Below are 19,421 nucleotides of genomic sequence, written 5' to 3'. Positions count from 1 at the left end.
TAAAAAGGGCGTGATAATTTCTATCACGCCCTTTGCCTTTATTGATCTATATCGGAAAGAAGTGCTTTTCTGTACTCGACCAGATCGAATACATCGGCTTTTCCGTCGCCGTTGAGGTCTGCCGAGCGGAACTGCTGCTCGGTGAACTGGTATTTGCCTGCGATGTACTTGTTTATGTACAGGTAATCTGCCACAGTGAGCTTTCCGTCGCCGTTGAGGTCGCCGTTCTTGTAGACAGTCTCATCGTCGAGAGCCGAGAACTTAATGCCGTAGTACTCGGCGTACAGCTCTGCAGTAGAGCCCTTATAGCCGTGGATAACCGTATCTGCTGCGTGTGTGTCGCCGTATATGCGAAGTTCTCCGTAGGGAGTTCTTGTAAGGGCGTTGCAGCTGCGCGGTTCGTCAAAAAGTGTGCGGATAAAAGTGCTGTCCTCGTCAAATTCAAGGTGCTGTGCGGGGATAGTCTGATTTCCGGCGCATATTTCGCATTCGGGATCGTAGATATAGATATCCTTCATGAAATATGCGCTCCTGAATGCGTCAAAGTCTATCTTATTTGCAAAAACATCGGCTCTTTCCATAATGCTGTAGCTGTCATCGGGTATCATTTCCCAGCTCATTTTGGTAACGCTTTTTGGTATCGTTATGGAGCTCCTTGCGGACACTCTTGCAATGCCCTTTGTGCCGTACTTAGGAGCAACATTTTTTACTTCTTCATCAACATCGACCAGCCAGCCTTCAAGGTAGCCGTAACCGTCCTCGTACTCAACAGCAGGGCACTGGTCAAAGGCATTGAAGCCGATGTGAGTTACGCTGTCGGGGATAAGTATCTCCTCAAGGGCAACACAGCCGTTGAATGCGTTGTCGCAGATAGTATCGAGAGTCTCCGGCATATATATCTTGCAGAGCTTTGATGAACCGCAGAAAGCGTTGGCGCCGATGACTTCAAGTCCCTCGGGGAGTATTACGCTTTTAACGTGTCTGAGACTGTGGAAGGCGCCCCTGTGTATGGTCTTTACCGTATCGGGAACGACTACCTCTTCATACTCGTACCTTGACGGAACTTTTATAAGCTCTGTCATATCCTTATTGTAAATAATGCCGTCCACCGACTTGTAGTACGGGTTATCCTCGCTTACCTCATAATACTCGGTATTGTCGTCCTGAAGGTCGAGATTGTCCGAGAAATTTTCTATGGACGCAGGGAGAGTGACCTTGCCTGCGTACAGATTGCAGTTTACAACAAAGGTCGTTACAGGGACACCGTTGATATTATCGGGAACAACAACGTCCGTGTACTGATCGTGAGGACCGTCAAGTCTTGCGGTAGCGCATGATTTGCCGTATATCCAGTATGTTATGTTTGCATCTTCATCGGTAACTATATCGGGGCCGACGTTTGCCGACGCAGGAACGAACTCCTCGAATACCCTCTTGTATCTCAGAGCGTAGGTCTCTGCTGTGGAGTTGCTGTAGCCGCGGATAATGGTGTCATACTTGACGGGCTTGTTTCTCTTTATGGGAGCGGCATTTCTCATGGGAAGATCTTCGGTGCTCTTTGCCTTCTCCGTGTAGTACTGTACTTTTTGCTGTATTACGCTGTTATCGCTGATTTTTGCGCTATCTGCTGTTACGGCAGTTCTGTTTACCCTTGTTATTACAGTATCGTCGGGATCTTCATTTTTATCGTTATTGGTGCTGAGCTCCGTCAGAACTGTATTTATAGCTATATGACGGGTTGAAGCTGCCGAATTGGCTGCATGAACTTTTACACTTTCACGTTCAAGAGTATAATCTATAGTATCCTCTTCGATAGTTCCCGTATACGGCTCTACCTCTCTCCAGTAGGAGGGCAGGGCGTTTGAAGCGTTGGCGATCTTACACTTGGGGTCGTTGATGGTGATCTCCTTTACGCCGACACAGCCGATACATCTTTCGGGTATCTCCGGACAGTAGAAATCGACTCTTTCAAGGGGCATATTGATGCCTAAGGCAAGATAGCTTCCAACGTGCTTTACGGAAGCGGGAACATAAATGGTCCTGAGGTAATTCCTTGATATGAAAAGTCCCTCGCAGGTTCCGACAGTACCTTCTCTTATGTCGCCGGTCTCGATAACGGGTTCAGAGCCTACAGCCCATTTGTCAACGTAGAAGATGTCTCCCTCTGTCTCTGTGCAGCCTGCGTCCTTGAAAGCGTCTGCACATATGGTCTCAACGCTTTCGGGGATAGTGAGCTCCTTGAGCGACTTGCAGCCTGCAAAGGCATAGACGTTTATTTTCTTCAGGTTCTCGGAGAGCTTCATGTCTGTGATAACGCTGCAGCCGAAGAAGGCATAAGGACCTATTTCGGTAACAGAGCCCGGCATTTCCACCTGTAAGATGTCCTTGCAGCATATAAACGCAAATTCACCTATTTTTTCGGTCTTGTCCGAGACGTTTATCTCTGTTTTCATTATACCGGGAGGGCAGGCAACAAGGGTCTTCATGTCCTTGGTGTATAAAATGCCCTCTTCCGAAGCGAAGTACTCGCTGTCATCGGGAGCGTTTATCTCGCAGATGGATATCTCGGCGATGGAGCTCCAGTCGAAAACGGCGATATTCTTTGAAAGATTGAGCTTTTCCAAGCACTCGCAGTCCTTGAAGGCTGCGTAACCGATAGCTACAACGGGTATGCCGTCTGCTTCGTTATCGTTTATTACGCCGTCGTCGCCGATCTCTATTGTTTCTGTATCTTCTGCTGTCTGCTCCTTTAAGGATACAACAGCGAGTATGGTGAGTTCGCGTATTGATGCGTCCTTTACTGACGAGAGAACGGCATATTTTCCCGAAGCGTTCTCGTATACGTCATATACAACGCCGCCTTTTTCAATAGTATCGGTCTTTTTGTCAGCGCCGTCGTAATCGTAGATATCAGCTGCCCCCACTTCTGCTGCACTGGCAGAAGAAACTGAAACCGAAGGCGATGAAATACCTGTGAATGAGCCGCATATAATTGCAAATGCAGCAAGTGCAGATATTAATTTTTTCATGGTCAGATCCCTCCTGTGATTTTTTCAATAACACATATAATGTGGATTATTATGAACATTATATAACATTTCAGAACAAAAGTCAACACTTTAGGTATTTATGCTTGACTTTTGATACAAAGATGATATATAATTATGATGTTTATTTAATTTACACGGAAACACACTGATCAAAGCTGTAAAGGAGCATAATTATGGAAAAACTTCTTGACCCGATTATGAAAAAGCTCCTGGACCGCGGTTTCGTGGACGATGAAAACGCGGAGATAGTCCGTTACGGACTGGAGCTTCTCATCATGAAAACCATCATTTCCGCAATGATGATCGCAACTGCGCTCATTACGCAAAGCGTACCCGAGGTAATGGTATTTGTCCTGTCCTATGCGCTTTTAAGGGGCTGCTGCGGCGGTTATCATGCAGGCTCGAGGATAGTCTGCTTCATACTTTCGATGTTTCTGCTTTCGGCAGTGATATCTGCGGTAAAGCTCATCGGGGGCACGGCGGCTCTCTTCACATCTATCGGCTTTATCTGCATGGGCGTGGTGCTCATTCTCAGTCTTGCGCCTGTGGATACTCCGAACAAGCCCTTTGACATTACAGAACGACAGGTCTTCCGTAAGAGGTCTGTACTGGTCTCTTGCGCCGCGCTGCTGCTGTGGACGGTATTTGCTGTTTTCAGGCTTTATAATTTCGCACTGACGGTTTCCGCGGCGGTATTCATTACGGGTCTCCTGCTTGCGGCAGGAAGGCTCAAAAACAGAAAAGGAGCTGCTACATGATAAGCATTGCTGTATGCGATGACGATAAAAACGTGATAGCTTCCATAAAGGAAGCGGTAAACGAATTCAGGGACGCAAACTCGGTGGGATTTGAGATACACACCTTCAGCAGCGGCGAAAAGCTGGTGGAAAGTCCGCTCAGATTCGACCTCATATTCCTCGATATCGAAATGGGCGGGATCGACGGCATAAAGACCGCACATCTGATACGCCCGAAATCACGGCGTTCAAGGATAGTATACGTTACGAACCACTCAGAGCTGGCTCTGCAGAGCTATTCGGTACACCCCTTTGACTTCGTGGTCAAGCCGTTCAAGAAGGAGCGCATAATCAACGTACTGGACGAGCTGATGAATTACATAACGGCTACCGCCGAAAACGACCCCGTTATACAGCTGAAAGGCATGGAAGGTCCTCTGCTGCTGAACCTCAGGAACATATATGCATTCGAGTATACGGGCAACCGGCGGATAACCGTATATACCGAGAACGAGAAGCACTGCATAAAAGGCAGCCTCTCGGAGATATTCTCTCTGTTGAACTCGGAAAGCTTTACTTCCCCCCACAAAAGCTTCATAGTAAACATGGAACACATAGACAAACTAACAGGCTTCACACTATACACAACAAACGGGATAGAAGTCCCTATCGCACAAAAGAAGATCAAAGAATTTCAGAACGAATTCAGCCGCTTTATCAAAAACTATATCAAACAGGGGTAGATCATGGTACTTTTCTTGCTTCATCTGGCTTCGGCAATAGCCATAAACACTTATGCCATAATTGTATTTGAAAAAATATTCTCCAAAACGAAGTATTCTTTTCCGGTAAAGCTGGGAATAATGTTCGCGGCTGCCATGACGATGACGATAGTCAATGCTCTTGGGATAAATCTGCTCAATTTTACGGTATCCTTCCTGGTGCTGTTCACAATGGCGGTCATATTCAATAAGCGTTTTTCGCTGCGGGTCGCGTTCTTCGTAATGATATTCGTGGTCATTATGTGCGTAGTCGAGGTGTTCAGCTCGGTGCTTCTCGGATTTATACTGAACGTGCCGACAGCTTCGTTCCAGACCGACGAAGCCCTTTACGCGGCTTCAACAGTCTTCAACCTGATAGTCATGCTTGCTATCACAAAGAGCTTTGTCATGATTGCGTCGGAGAAAAGCATATACAACGTCCGCAGTCAGGAGCTCATAATGTTCCTGATACTCATTATCGGCGAGATAGTGCTGCTCACGGCGCTGAACGATTACTTCAAGAGGTCAAAGTCGAGGATAGAGATCATAGTGGTACTGGTGATATTCTTCGCGTTTGACCTGTATCTTACCTACTTGCTGAGGAGGATCGCAAAGATATACAGGACGGAAAAGGAGCTCGATCTGGTAACTCAGCAGTCTCAGCTCCAGCTCAATGCATACAAGGCGCTCAACGAAAAGTACAACGCTTCAAGGCGCGTTATCCACGATGTAAAGAAGCACCTTGCCTCACTGGACGGGCTCATAAACGCCAATCAGGCTGACGAAGCCGAGCATTACAAGGAGCTCCTCACCAGCGAGCTCAACAAGCTCATGCCCCGTTTTGAGTGCGATAACGCCATTCTCACCGTTGTCATCAACAACAAGCTCGAAGCGGCGGACAAGCAGAAGATAGACTTCAGGGTGGACGCGGAGTACACGGAGATAGACTTCATCTCAAACCTCGATATCACCGCTATTTTCTCAAATCTTCTCGACAACGCCTTTGAAGCCTGTTCGGAGCTCCCCGAGGAAAAGCGCAGCGTTTCGCTTTCCATAAAGCGGCACAACCATTTTGTGTTCATACTCATGGAAAACAGCTTCAAGAACGTCGTTACCGACGGCGGAGAGCACTTCCGCAGCACGAAAATGGGTCATCAGGGAATCGGTATGTCCAATATCAAGAGCGCCTGCGAGAAATACAGCGGCAGCTTCAACGCTCACACCGAAAAAGAGCAGTTCATCACGGAGATACTCATACCTATACCCGACGACCAGCTGTAAGGACATAAGGACGGATACTTTTGTATCCGTCTTTCTTTTTGCATATGCAATGCTGCGTGCTTACTTTCTTACGTTCTCACTTTCTCACTTTCTCACTTTCCCACTTTCTCACTATCTTAACTCCTGACAATGTACTTTAACAATTTAAATCATTCAAGTGAGCAAGAAAGTAAGAAAGCAAGTGAGAAAGTGAGAAAGTGAGAAACATTGTTACATTCGCACTTCATGCCGGATTTTATCAATGCAGTGCGGTAAATCGGAGGTTCGCGTGACCTTGCAATCTGACCGTTGGTCAATGTGACAGAATTGTAATTGTAAATTTATAGTTAACTGACAATATATAGTTGATTTTTATGTTCAGGTGTGTTATAATATTTCTTGGGTATTTTTAATTTGCTTATACAATGGTTCTATCAGAATTATGATCACCATAGCAATAATAGTCGAAGCAATCCGTAAAGCCCGGGGTAATGGCTTCTTGTAACGGCTGAGGGTGCCGTTTGCGGAAAACGATGTTAAATTATTATCAAAGACGTTATTGTACAGTATAGGGAGGTGAATTGGGGTAAAACTGACGATATCCGTGGATTCAAGCATTGATATCGTATGATGATTGTTTCTCTTAGATGATCCGAGCCGATTATTAAAAAAATTGCTGCGGCGGCAAAATTTAATGACTATTTAATAATTTCCGTGTTATTATTGGAACTGCGGAACGGGAGCTGCTGCTCCGTCTGCGGAACACGGCGGTTATCAGGCATTAATGGGGTAAGATCGTTGCCATTTTTAAGCAGCGGCATAATATCCGTACTACTGAACAGAGCCTCTGCTCAGAAACTACCATGAAAGGATCAGCAATTATGAAAACAATTACACAAATCAATACCTGCACAATCGAGAGGAAATTCCCGGAATGGGCCAAAGTGGATCGTGTGATCAACGGGGTTAAGATCTACAACATGAATATTTTCGATAATATCATGACTTTCAATCAGGATAATCTTGACGGCGACGCCTTTGATTATTTCGGAACCAGGATCACATACGGCGAGCTCCCTGCACTCCGCGAGGCTTATGCAAGAGGACTCAAGCTGGCAGGAGTAAAAGAGGGCGATGTAGTTACGCTCTGTATGCCCGTAAGCATCGAGAACCTTATGCTCCTCTTCGCCTGCAACCTTCTGAAAGCGGTCAGCAACAATGTAAATTTCCTCTTCCTCAAGGACGATTTTAACCTTTATACACAGGACAAGGGCTCGGAGATCATCGTCACACTTGACGCGTTCCTGCCCTACTTCACAGAACACCTTGCTGAAAGCAGCATTAAAAAGGTGATCCTTATGAACCTCGACGACTTCCTTCCTGCCGAAAAGAAGGGAATGTTCCTGGATACTTCCGAAATGCCTGAGAAAATGCAGGAAGTATTCAATGTTGAGCAGATAATGGATTGCCTCCAGAATCTGGACAAGATAAAGGGCGTTGAGTTCATACGTCTTGAAGACCTGAGGATCGCCGGCGAACAGAGCGATATCCCTCTCGACCTCGGACCGACTGACCTCGACCGTGATATAAGCTATTTCTATACGAGCGGTACCACAAGCAAGCCTAAATGCGTTGTTTACAAGGAGTATTCGCTGAATGCGTATGTTGAGATGCACGCAGGTCTCGATACTCAGAACTTCGTGGGCGAGCGCAATTTCCAGTGTATCCCCCTCACTCACATGACGGGAGAAAGAGTATGCGCTATCATGCCCCTTGCAAGAGGCGGTACGCTTGTTCCGAGACCTATTTACAATAAGTACACCTTCGCAAAAGACCTTTCCGAGACAAACTGCCAGTGTGCGGTAGCAACTGCAAGCTTCTACCTCACAAGCGTAAGACAGGGCGTTATCTCGCCTACTGCTCTTGAGAATTTCAGACGTCCCGCTTCGGGCGGAGAGGCTGTAAACATAAATTCAGTCCGCAAGATAGACAAATGGCTCCGCGAAAACGGCTGTACGGTAAGATTTTCACTGGGCGGCGGCGCAAGCGAAGAGGGCGGAGCTACCCTTGTTACATACTTCATGGACGAAGAGACCAAGACCAACGAGACAGGCAAGCCCCTTGAGCCGTATGTACACGTAAAGCTGGTAGACGATAACGGAAACCTCGTTGAAGAGAACGAAGTTCTCGCAAATCTCCACGCTACAAGCCCTGCGGCAGCCGACCGCTACCTCAACAATCCCAAGGCAACAGCCGAGCGCTGGTATGTTGACGAAAACGGTACAAAGTGGGGCGTAACAGGCGATATCGCCATGAGACACGCTGACGGTTCATACACTATCATGGGAAGAGCTTCCGACTCATACGTTGACGAGAACGGCAAGCGCGTATACCTGTTCATGATAGAGAGCACTCTCGATGAGAACGATCCTATAAACGAGTGGGAGATCAGCGCGTTCAGGAACGAAAAGGGCGGCTACGACGTTGTTGGTCAGGTAATACTCGATCCCGACGAGGCAGAGCCCAGCGCAGAGCTTGTAAAGTATATCTGCGACAAGTATCACCTCAACGCTGTAAAGTTCTACAAGGAATTTGAGATCGGCGAGATCACAGCAAAGAGAGACTATATCCTGCTTGCACACGACTACAAGGGATATCTCACACCATGCGAGGACGGTCGCCTTATGCTGGTGGATTACTCCGAGAACGGCAGCACCGTAAGGATTAAAACAGGCAGAAATTTTGTTATTCCGATAAATGAAAAGAAATCTGAGGAGGATAAGTAAAATGAAAGCGTCAAAGATCTTATCAGTCGTTGTTTCAGCAGCTATGCTGGGCAGCTATGCAGGCACAGCAGCTTTTGCAGCAGATGACACAGGAGCAAAGAATTACAACTATGTAGCACTGGGCGACAGTATCGCAGCAGGCTTCGGTCTCGCAGGAGGCGATCTTGCAGAGGATCCCGCTCTTACTATAACTGAGGAGCTCCTTGCAAACCCTGTACAGGGCGCATATCCTGCTGTATTCACAGACTATCTGCAGAATCTCGGCGAGGAAAAGGGCTTCAATGTAAAGGGCACGAACCTTGCTTCTACTGCATACCGTGCGGAGGATATCGAAAATACCATTAAGATACCCGGAAACAAGGGCGAATTTGCAGCAAATATCCTTGAGAGATTTGTTGGCGAGGGTGCAAGCGATGTGCTTATCCCCTACCATGATTACTACACAAAGTACCTCGCAGAAGCTGACCTCGTAAGCATTCAGCTCGGCGGAAACGATATCGTTATGAGCATAATCCCGCAGATGGTATTCGGCGACAATCCTATCCTTCAGGCTGCAGGAACATCTCTCATGCTCACACTCTTCGGCATGGATACACAGACAGCTATCGGCGGCGGACTTCAGATCCTCATTGAAAACAAGGACAACATCACATCTGACGATTTCATCGAGGCTGCTGTTTATATGTACAATGTAAGCCAGATGGCAGATCAGCTCGTTGATGATTCTGCAAGCCACGTAAAGGGCGTTGTTGAGGCTGTCAAGGAGCTCAACGGCAACGCTGACATCGCTCTCCTGGGTATGTTCAACCCCTACCGCACAGATGAGAGCGCAGCAGCAACAGAAGATGACATCTATGAGGTGCTCGGAAAGATATACGCAGAAGCTGCAAAATTAGCGGCAGCAAGCGAGGGCGAGCTCACAGTAAGCGGAAAGCAGTCCACAGATTATATAGAAAACCTTACAAACAAGGCAAACCAGTTAACAGAACTCAAGGAAGTAATGGATAAATATAACGACGAGGCAGAGCTTGGAGAGCTTCTTGCTATGGTCGAGAACTATGACGATATCAGCGAGCTGGAAGAGCTTGCAGCAATTATGGAAGCAACAGAGGGAAATCCTGCACAGGAAGATATCCTCGCTCTCATGCTCAAGTACGACGATATCTCAGAGCTTCAGGAAGCTATCGACCTCGTTAAGAATTACGACGATGTTTCAGAGCTCACAGAGCTCATGGCTGTAATGGCTAAGTACCGTACAGCAAATGAAGCAGCAGCTGAAAAGGCTATTGCAGAGGAGATCGCTGCACCTATCGCTATGAAGATGGCAGGCAAGAACGTTGATCCTCAGATACAGCGCCTCAACAAGCAGCTCCAGGTGGTTGCAGAGGAAACAGGCGCTATCTACGTTGACGTATACGACATCTCACCTGAGGACGACTTCGATCCCCACCCGAATGAGAACGGTCACAAGGAGATCGCAGGCATACTCTACGACAACCTCTACGATCTCATATGCGAGAGAAACGGTGTTGCTGAGGAGCCTCAGGAGACAGATGCAGAGGAAGTTTCAGACGTTGACAACGGAATGCTCGGCGATGTAAACAGCGACGGCGCTATCACTTCCACAGACTTCCTGATGATAGCTGCTCATGTATTCGGCGTAAGACCTCTTACAGACGCTGAAATGAAGTATGCCGATATTGACGGAAGCGGCTCTATCGACCTTATGGACGCTCTTATCCTTGCAGCATACATCAATATGTTCAGCAAGTAAGCGCTTTGGTACGACCTTATTGAAAAACAGAATTATAACGGAAACAGGCATAAAGGAAATGTTCTTTTATGCCTGTTTTGCTTTATTTCAGCAGCGGCGGTATATCTTTGAGTAAAAAAATTAATTACGCCACAAAAATCGCATTTCTTTGTGAATGATGTGTAAAAATTTCAGATTCCGTTGACTTTGGTTTGTTGGTATGATACAATTATTGTAGGATACTATCGGAAAGGTTGGCATAAAATATGGATAAAACGATCATTATTGAAGAGCTTAAACATAAAAATGAGATCCAGCCTGAGGAATTTGACGGAACATACCGCTCAGTCTGCGAAGCACTGGAATGCTATGAAAAACTGAGAAAGACCACAATTATTGATTTCCATGACCTGGAGCTGCTTTATTACCTGTCGCTGGGCTTGTGGACAAACGACAGGAGCGAGCTGAAATTCCGTATCCAGAAAAGTCATCTGCTCCACAACGACAAGCGCGAGCTGGAGCTGAGCCTCGAAAAGATATGGAGCAGAGGCTCGAGAATGCTGTTCAGCCACATCGTCGAAAAGCAGGAAATGGAGTTCCTGACGGCTCCGTTTTCCTTCAAGGAGTCGATAATTGCCGAAAAAGATGAAGCAATACAGTTCTTTTTCAAGATGTGTATCAACCTTTCGGGACTTGAAAACGACAACAAGCTCCTTGTGACGGCTCAGAAAATGATTAATTCCCAGCTAAGGGATTCGGGACTGCCCGTATTCGTAATGTCGAGGATACTTCACTGTCTGAAACCGTTCTCGTTCCCTATACTCGGCGAAAGAGCCACGGATTCAATGGTCTATGACGCTCTCGGCGTCGAGCTCAAGACCGTGGGCGATATAACCCAGTATGTCATAAACTGCCATAAGATACTTGATTACCGCAACGCAAACTTCAAATTCAAGAATCTGAGGGCATTTGATATAATGTCGTGGGAGCTTGTCAACGCTCAGCACGCTCAGGCCATGTCTGACGTGCAGGACGAGGAAGAAGATGAGGAGGATAAAAAAGCTCCCCTCAATCAGATACTCTACGGACCTCCCGGAACAGGTAAGACCTACAACGTGGTGAAGTATGCCGTTGAGCTCGTTGAGGGCAGGAAGATAGCCGAAGGCGAGACCTACGGCGCCATAAGGCAGCGTTACGACCAGTATGCCGCTACAGGACAGATAAAGTTCACCACATTTCACCAGTCCCTGAGCTATGAGGAGTTCGTCGAGGGCATACGACCTGTTGTAGTTGACAAGTACGGCAATGATACGAATGTTGCCCATTCCGAGACCACCGTCATATACCGTCCGTACAACGGCGTTTTCAAGGCGCTCTGCGAAAAGGCTTCAAAGAGCCCGAATATGAACTTCGTAGCTATCATAGACGAGATAAACCGAGGAAATATCTCAAGGATCTTCGGCGAGCTCATCACGCTTATCGAGGAGTCGAAGCGCGGTACTTCAATAACCCTTCCCTATTCGCAGACCGAGTTTGCGGTGCCTGCGAACCTCTATATACTGGGAACCATGAATACCGCAGACCGCTCTATCGCCATGCTTGATACGGCTCTGAGAAGAAGATTCGATTTCACTGAGATGATGCCTATACCGTCGCTTCTCGGGAACTGCGGCGGCGTGGACCTCTGCAAGCTCCTTACTGCGCTGAATGAGCGTATCGAGTATTACTACGACCGCGAACACGCCATAGGTCATGCCTATTTCATGAACAGCCGCGGCTGTATAAAGACTCTCGACGAGCTGAGAGCGGTCTTTTCCACGAAGATAATACCGCTTCTGCAGGAGTACTTCTTCGACGACTACGAGAGGATAAAGCTCGTGCTCAACGACGATAATCACTTCATCGAATGTATTACTCCGAAGTATATCAAGCGCTTTGATTCGGGACAGAAGCTGTACCGCCTCGGCGACCCGAAAAACTGGAAAAAGGAGCACTTCACGAACATCTACAGCGTTTCCTGAGAACGGAGAATATAATGTACACAAAATATATTTGCGTATCAGCCAATGAAAGTATCGCGGAGTTTTCTCCCGAAAACGGCGAGCTCTCAAAAATGCTCGGCGAGTTTGCCGAGGTCTGTGCTGCCGACGGCAGGAAAGCTGTGTATGTCGGTCGGAAAAACGGAAAAAAGCTCTTTTTTGCAGGGGATTACTGCGGATTTGCCTGTTTTGCCGACGGAACTCTTCTGGAGATACTGCCTCCGTCAGAAAGCGGCGCTGCAAACGCAGGGAAAGCGCTGTGCAACGAGTTTTGCAGGCGGTGCGGATATAACTTCGATCAGCTGAATTACGACCCCGGAACAAACTTTATGGAGTATTTCATATCCGTTTTTGCGGGCGAGACCGTAAAAATAATCAAAAGCGGCGTACTTTCCGCGTATGCGAGCCGTGAGGACAACCTCACATCTGTACAGGGAACTATCCTTTTTGCAGAGAATATCCGCCGTAATCTCGTCCACCGCGAGCGGGTATACGTGCGCCATGACGTTTTTACTCCGGACCGTGCGGAAAACCGCATAATAAAGGCGGCTGCCGTGATACTCAACAAGCTGACCGCAAATTCGCACAGCTCCCACCTGCTGAAAGAGGCGCTGTCCTACTTTGACGAAGTGCCTGTACCGATAAACATCACAGCAGAGTTCGGGAAGTGCATAAATACGCGGAATACCAAGAAATACAGCACCATTCTCAGTATCTGCAGAATGCTTTTCGACAAGAACGAGGGTACTGCTTTTTCGGGAAAGTACGTTTCCTGTGCACAGTTTTATAAATTTTAGCCGAAGAAATAAGCAGACCTCTTCAGAAACCTGTAATATGCCTGAATAAAACAGCCGGAACAGCGGTTTATGTCGCTGTTCCGGCTGTTTTTATGCTTTACGAACCTGTTCCGTTGTATTTCAGTGCGCCGTGCATCCAGAACTTGTAGCTGAGCCAGAAGAAGAACGCTCCGATAAACGGCGAAAGCCACGAAAGCAGGGGCACTTCGTCGGGGCGTAGTATCACAAGGCTCGGGTAATAGGCTATGAATGCGATAGGCATGAGAAATGTGAATATAAATCTGAAAACGGGACTGAATATGGTGATCGGGTACTTTGCGTAGTCCTTGAAGCGCGTTACGAGGTCGAGGACATAGAAGGAGTTCATTATCCAGAAGCAGGTAGCCGCTGCCGCGTTCTGCATGGCTATCATGACCAGCGAAGCGGTAATGAGGAATACTGTCATTTTCAGCAGTATCAGCGGCGTGAAGCCAAGTCCTATCTTAGTCCACGAGTAGATAAGCGTACCAAGTCCGAATGCAAGCTGTCCGAGCCCCTTGATGTCGAAGACCTCCGACTGATAATAGAAGAAAATATTTATGGGGCGGAAGCAGTACTTGATGAAATCTCCCGAATACACAGCCATTCTGAGGCTCCAGTTGTTGTCGAAAAGGCACTGCACGGGAGTGATGGCTACCAGCGAAAAGCCGTAAAGGAACAGCATTTCGTAATATCCCCAGCCGTTTATGGACGGAAAGTTCCTGAAAAGTATCCAGAAGCTTACAAAGCCTGCGATATTGGTGAATATCATGCCTATTGTGGAGATTATGAAATCCGCACGGTAGCTCATCTTGCTTTTTAAGTCCTGAGCGAGTATCCTGAAGTATATCCTGAGGTAAAATCTCAGACTCTTTCTTTTCATGTCATCAGCCTCCGTTCACGGTTATCTGCCGCAGAGAAACCTTCCAGAACAGCTTGCTGAGTACTGCCATGCCGATACACCACAAAAGCTGAGTACCGAGAGTTACCATGAGCTCCTCAGGCTCGGGGTGAGCGTTCAGCAGTATGGAAAGCGGCGCGTTGTATATGGACTGGAACGGCAGATAATGGGTTATTGTCCTGAACGGTTCGGGGAAGAACGCAAGAGGTATGGTAGCTCCCGAAAGAAGCAGGACTATTACCTGTTTCATGATGTTTATTCCCCATATGGACTCGGTATATACACATATCGTGCCAACAAGGAAGTTTATGCTGTAATTGAGGGATATCGCCATAATTACGGATATAATGAAGAACAGCAGGTTGAGCCCCATATGTACTGCTCCGTGGGTAACTATCGCAACGACAATGAATGTCGGCAGGAACGTGAAGAAGAAATTGGTCACGAACTGTCCCGAGTATGTCCAGAAGAGGTAATTGCGGTATTTCATCGGCTTTAGCAGCTCAAGCACTATCTTTCCCGACTGTATCGAGCGCCCCATTTCCCATACGGTGTACATTTCCATGAAGTTGAAAAGCGCCGTGGCAAGTACAAGATATATGAGCGTGTCCGAAAACGTCATGCCGTTTACGGTGTCGCTTCCTGCGGAGGCGTAAATCGCTTTCCAAAGGTAGTATACGACGATGAGGTAAAGCAGGTTGCCCACAGCCATAACGAATGTGCCCAGTCTGAACTGCAATGACTCCATTATGCCTGCTTTTGTGAGGGTGAGGTATTTTTTCAGCTTCATGCAACACCCTCCTCGTATATTTTCTTTATTACCTCCTCGGTGGATATCTCCTCAAGCTGCATATCCTTTATTTTATGGGACTTCTGAAGCTGTCCGAGGACATCTATGACCTTTGACTTTTCCTCGTCAACAAGCACGGATATCCACTCGTCGTCGGCTGTGACCGGAAAGTCGGGGAGCTCCTTTTTAATGCTCTCAGCCTGCTCTTTGAGTTCGCCGCCGGTGCGTATCTTCAGTGTTCTGTATGAGCCGAAAAAGCTTTTGAGATGTTCGATATCGTTGTCGTAGAGCATTTTTCCCTTGTCGATTATGACTATACGCCGGCACAGGGCGTCAACGTCGCCCATATCGTGGGTCGTGAGTATTACCGTGGTATTCTTTTCCCTGTTGAGAGCCTGTATGAGAGTGCGTATCTTCGACTTCATGGAAACGTCAAGTCCGATAGTCGGCTCGTCAAGGAATACTATCTTAGGGTCGTGCAGGAAAGCTGCAAGAATATCGCTGAGAGTGCGCTGTCCGAGGGACATCTGACGTACAGGCTTGTGGAGAAGAGGCTCGATGTCCACAAGTGAACTGTAGAGCTTTATCATGCCGTCGTAATTCTCGTCGCTTATCTGATATATGTCTTTCAGTATCTTGAATGACTCCACAAGGGGCAGAGCCCACCAGAGCTGTGAGCGCTGACCGAATACGACGCCTATTTCCTGAGCGTTCCTGGCGCGGTTCTCATAAGGGATTATGCCGTTTGTCAGTATTTCTCCGGAAGTTGGTTCAAGAACGCCTGTCATCATCTTTATGGTGGTGGATTTCCCTGCGCCGTTTGGTCCGAGATAGCCGACTATCTCGCCCTGTTCTATGGTCATGCTTACGTTGTCAACAGCACGGACTGTCTTGTAATTTCTCGAAAACAGGTCCTTTATGCTGCCTTTCAGGCCCTCGCGGCGGTTGAGCACCCTGAATTCCTTTGTTACATTCTTTATTTCTATTATTCCCATTTTGTTTCACCTCTCTGATGTTGACGTATGTGCTTTTGTGTGATATTATTATATTACGGCTCGCAGCAGCCTGTCAATCGTAATATTGCATATTAGTATAACAAAAAGGAAAAAGAAGTATATGAGACTGCGAAATTGGTATGACCTTGAAGTTAACAGCGACCGAAGCGAAAAGGTAAGATACAGCTGCGCCGATGTGCCCTACGGATTCTTTAAAGGACGGCACAGCGCCTATGCAAACAATTCTATGCCTGCACACTGGCATGAGGATATAGAAATACTCGTTCCCGCAATGGGCGAGCTCATTTATAACATAAACGGAAAACTTGTAAGAGTCCGTACAGGCGAGGGGATAATCATCAATTCGCGCAGGATACACTCGTCACAGACCGAGGATTTGCGCGAATGTTATTATTATGTGCTCATTTTCCACCCTATGCTCCTGTGCATATCAAAGGAAGTGGAGCAGCAGCTCGTACACCCGTTTCTGAATTCGTCCTTTGATTATATACTTCTGCAGAAAGGCGTGGAGTGGCAGGAAAATATACTCAACTGGTTCATGCTCATGGACAGGAAGCGCAATGACAAGACTGCAAAGTCGGCTATAGCAGGGATGATCAATCTTATCTGGAGCGAGGTCGCAGAGAACGTTGCTCCTGATGAAAAGCCGCAGACCGAGCGCTCGCAGCTGACGGCTATGAAAGCGATGATCGCATATATCGACGGGCATTACGCGGAAAAGATAAGCCTTGACGATATTGCGGCGGCAGGCTTCGTGTCAAAGCGAACCTGCGGAAATATGTTTGAGAGGTTCCTTTTTACGCCGCCTATGAAGTACCTCAACGAATACCGCCTGAAAAGGAGCATAGAACTCCTTCGCGGCACGAATATGACGGTCACGGAGATAGGGCTTGCCTGCGGATTTTCGGGCGCAAGCTACTATGCGGAGTCCTTCCGCAGAGAGCTCGGGATAAGTCCAAGCGAATACCGCAGGAGCCTCAGCGATGAAGGACACGAACAGGCGGTCCTGGAGTTGAACGATGTTCTGTCGCAGTCTGATAACGCAAGGAGCAGATGAAGGTATCACAGAGTTTGACTATCAGGTCGTTTGGTGGTATAATTAAGAAAAATGGCAGGATATTAAAGTTTGATATTACAGGAGAAAAATATGAAAGTAAGATTTCATCTTCCTGATTTTTCGGGAAGCTTCAAACTCAATCTGCTTTTTGCGGAAATGCTGAAAAATCACCCCGGATTCTTCCGTGAAGGAGTGGAGATAGCTTCGTTTTACGGAGTTTTTCCGCCGTGTCTCTGGAACGGCGGCAGGTCGCAGGGCGGAAATACGGATAAGAACTACATGAAAGCGGTAATAAAGGAGTTCAACGACCGCGGGATACCGCTGCGATTTACTTTCACAAACGTAATGCTCGAGAAAAAACATCTCAGTGACGAGCGCTGTAATATGATGCTTCATCTTGCCAATAACGGCATGAACGAGGTCATCGTGGCTTCTCAGCTTCTTGAGGACTACATCCGCAGGGAGTTCCCGAAGTATAAGATTACCAGTTCGACCTGCAAGCGCCTTGATACTAAGGAAGCCCTCATTTCCGAGCTTGAAAAGGACTATCATGTTGTTGTCGCGGATTATGATCTTAACAACAGATTTGATATTCTTGAGGAGCTGCCGCGGAAAAAGGACGTCGAGCTTCTGGTAAATGCCTGCTGTCAGCCGGAATGTCAGGGAAGAGCACAGCATTATAAGGATATCAGTCAGCAGCAGATTGCCTTCTGCAATCACATAAAAAAGTATCCAAATGTACCCTTTGACCTTGAAAAATACGATCTCAATCATTTCAGCAGCTGCCCATATTCCAAGCGCAATATTTTTGATATCCGCGAGCTGAAGACACATATATCTCCGGAAGCTATATGGGAGAAGTACGTGCCCATGGGCTTTGAGCAGTTCAAGATAGAGGGAAGGACTGCAAGTACACTGAACAAGATCGAAACTTATATGTACTATATGGCGAAGCCTGAACTCCGCGAAGAAGCGCGGTATTTCCTGCTTAATATGATGGAGGAAAGCGGAGCGCTTATTTTTACCTGACATCTGAAAAATGTGGATATTATAAAGCGGCTGTGATATTTACAGCCGCTGTTTTCACTTTAAAAAGAATAGAATTGTATCTGCTCTCTTTGTCAGAAATTTTTCTTGACAATGCTCCTCTTTTGATGTATAATATTTATGTTGCAGAGTTGATTATGCTTGTGTAGCACAGCTGGTAGTGCAGCTCATTCGTAATGAGCAGGTCTCGGACTGAAAATAAAGCGACAACCGTGCAGCACCTTACAAATTCAAAAATTTAATAATGCTTGTGTAGCACAGTTGGTAGTGCAGCTCATTCGTAATGAGCAGGTCGCAGGTTCGAGTCCCGTCACAAGCTCCAATGACAAACCGCTTAGAATAGCCTTCTAAGCGGTTTTTGCTTTTTTCTCATTTTTGAACCTCGGGTTGTATATAAAGCGCTGTTCGATGATAATCCACATTTATTATTTATGCTCAAAGATGGTAAAATGTATTGAAATGATACACTGATTGTGGTATAATATTATATATATTATCAAACAAGGAGGCGTTATTGGTGAATACTGCGTTAGATAATTTTATAAGCTCGATTCCTGTAGAAGTCAACGCCTCTAAGTATCATAATCAAAGCATCCCTCTTGATACTCATAGATTCACTTGTCCAGCGTGCGGAGAATACGTTGGTTTAGTTATTAACGGCTTCTTTCGTCATGGCAAACGAACAGACGAATCTGATTTTTGTGAAAAAAGGGTTGATTCAACCGGTAGTTCCTGTTCTCTCCAGTATAGAGTCGGCGTACCGATATACATCAGAAGAAACAATATGCGCAATGATTATGAATTAAAGATAGGATTTCCGTCCATACCATATGATATTTTGAAAATAGCAGCGGATGCTGAAGTTACAATAGCTGATAAAAGTAATATAGAAAAGGCTAAATATACATCAAAATATAGTATTTCTCGACTGTCTCCTTCTGAAACAACACTTTGTGAACTCGATTTTATTCCTGCGAATGACAGGTCTTATAGCTTGTATTTGTCTAAATATGGATATTACCTTGACAAATACCTTTCAAATTACGCCGATGGTTTTATTAACAACAACGCTCTGTTTACATATCATTCAGGCGAAGGTCGAAAGATACACAAGGGCGATACAATAGAAGCAAATACCGACTATATTCTTGTTTCATCAAATTATATTAATGAAAATGGCGTTTTCCTTGAGAAGATAGGGAAGCTTAAACTGCGATATATGAACAGCTATACTGTTTATCGTGTACATTTCTCAGACTCTAATGAGGTAATATTCAAAAAACTTGTAGCGTTTTGTCATGAAAACTTCCGGGTTACACTTGTAAGGAAAAAGCCGGAATTGTTACCTCTTTGGCCGCCTACGATACAGAAGAATAATAGATATGAAGTAATAAATGGTCACACTGTGT

At 46.4% G+C, this 19,421-nt stretch carries 14 protein-coding genes and 1 tRNA gene; 11 read left to right on the top strand and 4 right to left on the bottom strand.

Features of this window, described 5'->3' with window-relative positions:
* Window positions 1-38: 38 nt before the first annotated feature.
* Window positions 39-3,029, bottom strand: coding sequence for a leucine-rich repeat protein (locus IKW96_RS03835; RefSeq protein WP_296570506.1), 2,991 nt, complete (start codon window positions 3,027-3,029; stop codon window positions 39-41).
* Window positions 3,030-3,223: 194 nt separating this feature from the next.
* Between IKW96_RS03835 and IKW96_RS03830 the strand changes: the two genes are divergently transcribed.
* The 7 genes from IKW96_RS03830 to IKW96_RS03800 all read left to right on the top strand — a co-directional run bounded on the left by IKW96_RS03830 (window position 3,224) and on the right by IKW96_RS03800 (window position 13,183).
* The gene (locus IKW96_RS03830; protein ID WP_296570503.1) at window positions 3,224-3,808 is read left to right on the top strand and encodes an accessory gene regulator ArgB-like protein; all 585 of its coding nucleotides are present in this window, start codon (window positions 3,224-3,226) and stop codon (window positions 3,806-3,808) included.
* Window positions 3,805-4,530 (top strand): LytTR family DNA-binding domain-containing protein, encoded by a 726-nt coding sequence (locus IKW96_RS03825; RefSeq protein ID WP_296570500.1) that lies wholly within the window; start codon window positions 3,805-3,807, stop codon window positions 4,528-4,530. Before IKW96_RS03830 ends, IKW96_RS03825 begins: the two co-directional genes overlap by 4 nt.
* Window positions 4,531-4,533: 3 nt before the next feature.
* The gene (locus tag IKW96_RS03820) at window positions 4,534-5,829 is read left to right on the top strand and encodes a sensor histidine kinase (protein ID WP_296570496.1); all 1,296 of its coding nucleotides are present in this window, start codon (window positions 4,534-4,536) and stop codon (window positions 5,827-5,829) included.
* Window positions 5,830-6,752: 923 nt separating this feature from the next.
* Entirely contained in the window at window positions 6,753-8,594 is a 1,842-nt protein-coding gene (locus IKW96_RS03815; protein ID WP_296570492.1) for a class I adenylate-forming enzyme family protein, read from the top strand.
* 1 nt (window position 8,595) lies between these two features.
* Entirely contained in the window at window positions 8,596-10,368 is a 1,773-nt protein-coding gene (locus IKW96_RS03810; protein WP_296570489.1) for a dockerin type I domain-containing protein, read from the top strand.
* A gap of 245 nt (window positions 10,369-10,613) precedes the next feature.
* Entirely contained in the window at window positions 10,614-12,368 is a 1,755-nt protein-coding gene (locus tag IKW96_RS03805) for an AAA family ATPase (RefSeq protein WP_296570486.1), read from the top strand.
* 14 nt (window positions 12,369-12,382) lie between these two features.
* On the top strand, window positions 12,383-13,183 hold the full coding sequence (locus IKW96_RS03800) for a hypothetical protein (protein ID WP_296570484.1): 801 nt from the start codon (window positions 12,383-12,385) through the stop codon (window positions 13,181-13,183).
* A gap of 97 nt (window positions 13,184-13,280) precedes the next feature.
* Here the strand turns inward: IKW96_RS03800 and IKW96_RS03795 are convergent, their stop codons facing one another.
* The 3 genes from IKW96_RS03795 to IKW96_RS03785 are packed head-to-tail and all read right to left on the bottom strand — an operon-like array spanning window position 13,281 to window position 15,887.
* Window positions 13,281-14,084, bottom strand: coding sequence for an ABC-2 family transporter protein (locus IKW96_RS03795; protein WP_296570481.1), 804 nt, complete (start codon window positions 14,082-14,084; stop codon window positions 13,281-13,283).
* Between the two features lie 4 nt (window positions 14,085-14,088).
* Complete coding sequence (locus IKW96_RS03790) at window positions 14,089-14,892, bottom strand: ABC-2 family transporter protein (RefSeq protein ID WP_296570478.1); 804 nt, start codon at window positions 14,890-14,892, stop codon at window positions 14,089-14,091.
* Window positions 14,889-15,887, bottom strand: a complete 999-nt coding sequence (locus IKW96_RS03785) for an ATP-binding cassette domain-containing protein (RefSeq protein ID WP_296570475.1) — start codon at window positions 15,885-15,887, stop codon at window positions 14,889-14,891. The genes IKW96_RS03790 and IKW96_RS03785 overlap by 4 nt, the downstream gene beginning before the upstream one ends.
* 121 nt (window positions 15,888-16,008) lie before the next feature.
* Between IKW96_RS03785 and IKW96_RS03780 the strand changes: the two genes are divergently transcribed.
* From IKW96_RS03780 to IKW96_RS03765, 4 genes are all read left to right on the top strand, one after another.
* Complete coding sequence (locus tag IKW96_RS03780; protein WP_296570472.1) at window positions 16,009-16,965, top strand: AraC family transcriptional regulator; 957 nt, start codon at window positions 16,009-16,011, stop codon at window positions 16,963-16,965.
* 90 nt (window positions 16,966-17,055) lie between these two features.
* Window positions 17,056-17,994, top strand: a complete 939-nt coding sequence (locus IKW96_RS03775) for a hypothetical protein (protein ID WP_296570470.1) — start codon at window positions 17,056-17,058, stop codon at window positions 17,992-17,994.
* Window positions 17,995-18,258: 264 nt separating this feature from the next.
* Window positions 18,259-18,334: transfer RNA gene (locus tag IKW96_RS03770), tRNA-Thr, on the top strand.
* Window positions 18,335-18,529: 195 nt separating this feature from the next.
* On the top strand, window positions 18,530-19,421 hold an 892-nt coding region (locus tag IKW96_RS03765; RefSeq protein ID WP_296570467.1), incomplete at its 3' end, for a hypothetical protein.

Origin of the sequence: Ruminococcus sp. (assembly GCF_017549005.1) — a bacterium.
Taxonomy (GTDB): Bacteria; Bacillota; Clostridia; order Oscillospirales; family Ruminococcaceae; genus Ruminococcus.
This window is presented reverse-complemented; position numbering and strand designations above follow the sequence as displayed.

What these genes read in the sequence shown, in the direction of transcription:
- IKW96_RS03835 (WP_296570506.1), bottom strand. Translation starts at nt 3,029, where the DNA reads ATGAAAAAATTAATATCTGCACTTGCTGCATTTGCAATTATATGCGGC.
- IKW96_RS03830 (WP_296570503.1), top strand. Translation starts at nt 3,224, where the DNA reads ATGGAAAAACTTCTTGACCCGATTATGAAAAAGCTCCTGGACCGCGGT.
- IKW96_RS03825 (WP_296570500.1), top strand. Translation starts at nt 3,805, where the DNA reads ATGATAAGCATTGCTGTATGCGATGACGATAAAAACGTGATAGCTTCC.
- IKW96_RS03820 (WP_296570496.1), top strand. Translation starts at nt 4,534, where the DNA reads ATGGTACTTTTCTTGCTTCATCTGGCTTCGGCAATAGCCATAAACACT.
- IKW96_RS03810 (WP_296570489.1), top strand. Translation starts at nt 8,596, where the DNA reads ATGAAAGCGTCAAAGATCTTATCAGTCGTTGTTTCAGCAGCTATGCTG.
- IKW96_RS03805 (WP_296570486.1), top strand. Translation starts at nt 10,614, where the DNA reads ATGGATAAAACGATCATTATTGAAGAGCTTAAACATAAAAATGAGATC.
- IKW96_RS03800 (WP_296570484.1), top strand. Translation starts at nt 12,383, where the DNA reads ATGTACACAAAATATATTTGCGTATCAGCCAATGAAAGTATCGCGGAG.
- IKW96_RS03795 (WP_296570481.1), bottom strand. Translation starts at nt 14,084, where the DNA reads ATGAAAAGAAAGAGTCTGAGATTTTACCTCAGGATATACTTCAGGATA.
- IKW96_RS03790 (WP_296570478.1), bottom strand. Translation starts at nt 14,892, where the DNA reads ATGAAGCTGAAAAAATACCTCACCCTCACAAAAGCAGGCATAATGGAG.
- IKW96_RS03785 (WP_296570475.1), bottom strand. Translation starts at nt 15,887, where the DNA reads ATGGGAATAATAGAAATAAAGAATGTAACAAAGGAATTCAGGGTGCTC.
- IKW96_RS03780 (WP_296570472.1), top strand. Translation starts at nt 16,009, where the DNA reads ATGAGACTGCGAAATTGGTATGACCTTGAAGTTAACAGCGACCGAAGC.
- IKW96_RS03775 (WP_296570470.1), top strand. Translation starts at nt 17,056, where the DNA reads ATGAAAGTAAGATTTCATCTTCCTGATTTTTCGGGAAGCTTCAAACTC.